Below are 1,623 nucleotides of genomic sequence, written 5' to 3'. Positions count from 1 at the left end.
CTGGGCACGTACGGCCAGGGCATCCTCGCCTGCACCTACGACACCGCCACCGGCGCCCTCGCCGAGACCGGCGGCGGCTTCGGCGACGTCACCAACCCCGACTTCCTCGCCCTCTCCCCCGCCGGCGACGTCCTCTACTCCACCGTCGGCGGCGGCGCCGAGGGCGGTGTGCGGGCGTACGCCATCGGCGCCGACGGCGCGCTCAGCGCACTCGGCGGCGTGCAGTCCACCGGCGGCGCCGGCGTCACGCACCTGTCGGTGCACCCCGGCGGCGGGCATCTGCTCAGCGCCAACTACACGAGCGGCAGCGTCGCCGCGCACGCGATCGAGGCCGACGGCAGCGTCGGCGAACGCACCGGCTTCGTCCAGCACTCCGGCTCGGGGCCCGACCCGGACCGCCAGGAGGGCCCGCACGCGCACCAGATCGTCACCGACCCGGCCGGCGGCTTCGTCTACGCCGTGGACCTGGGCACCGACTCCGTCCACACGTACGCGCTCGACACCGGCAGCGGCGCGCTGTCGCCGGTGTCGGAGGTGAAGTCCGTGCCGGGCGCCGGCCCGCGGCACATGGTCTTCCACCCGCAGGGCACGCACGCGTACGTGGCCAACGAGTTGGACAGCACCGTCACCGCGTACGCCCACGACGCCGCGACCGGCGAGCTGACCCGGCTGGAGAGCCTGGCGACCCTCCCCGACGACGTGGATCCCGGCGGCAACTACCCGGCGGAGATCACGATCTCGGCGGACGGCCGGTTCGTCTACCTCTCCAACCGGGGCCACAACAGCGTCGCCCGCCTCGCCGTGGCGGACGACGGCGCGGCGCTGGACCTGGTGGACACCGTGCCGTGCGGCGGCGACTGGCCGCGGCACATCACGCTGTCGCCGGACGGCGCGCTGCTCTACTCGGCCAACGAACGGGGCCGCACCATCGGCGTGTTCACGGTGGACGCGGAGAGCGGCGGGCTCACGGCGTCGGGCGAGCCGTTCGCGACGGCGTCCACGGGCTGCGTCCTGCCCACCTGAGCGGGGCCGACGGCCCCGCGGGCCCGTCACACCGGGTCACACCGTGACGGGCCCGCGGGGACTCGGCAGCCACCCCGGGCGCGTACGCGCCGAAGACATCCATTCGAACGAAGAATCAAACACATCCTCACACCCACCCATGGATGCCCGAGAGGTCAGGCATGTCTTGTATGCCGCCTTTCCCATGACGAATCCTCAACTGAGCACCAAGTGGTCCTCTGCCGGGGACCAAGTCCGCCACCCCACACTGTCGGCGCGCGACCCCGGGCGGCCCCGCCGCCCTCGGTAACCGAACGTGACGCCGGTCTGGGTGGAGGGCACCTTGAGCCAGAATCCGAACCACAAGCGCGGCCTCTACCTGGGTACGGTGCCGGAGCGGGCCGCGGCGAAGCACGGCGCCACCCTGCTGACCCTCGACCACGACCTCGACGTCCTCCCCGAGGCCGGCCGCCGGCTGACGGTGGCCGAGGTGGCGGTGTTCGCGGCGGACCTGGCGAACCGGCTGGCGGCGGCGGGCGTACGGGCAGGGGCGCACGTCGTCGTCTACAAGCGCGCGAACTTCGACGCCTGGCTGCTCGCGACCGCCACCGCCCGCCTCGG

1 protein-coding gene and 1 pseudogene are annotated in these 1,623 nt (G+C 73.6%); both read left to right on the top strand.

The window, feature by feature from the left end:
* The coding region (locus tag H5J30_RS32020; protein ID WP_181791113.1) for a lactonase family protein at positions 1-1,023 on the top strand (1,023 nt) is incomplete at its 5' end.
* Positions 1,024-1,345: 322 nt separating this feature from the next.
* Positions 1,346-1,623 (top strand): annotated as a pseudogene (locus H5J30_RS32015) (long-chain acyl-CoA synthetase); the annotation flags it as partial.

The sequence above is a fragment of the Streptomyces phytophilus genome, from assembly GCF_013870535.1.
In the GTDB taxonomy this organism is placed as follows: Bacteria; Actinomycetota; Actinomycetes; order Streptomycetales; family Streptomycetaceae; genus Streptomyces; species Streptomyces phytophilus.
Note: the sequence above shows the minus strand (reverse complement) of the source record. Positions and strands in the feature narration are given on the sequence as shown.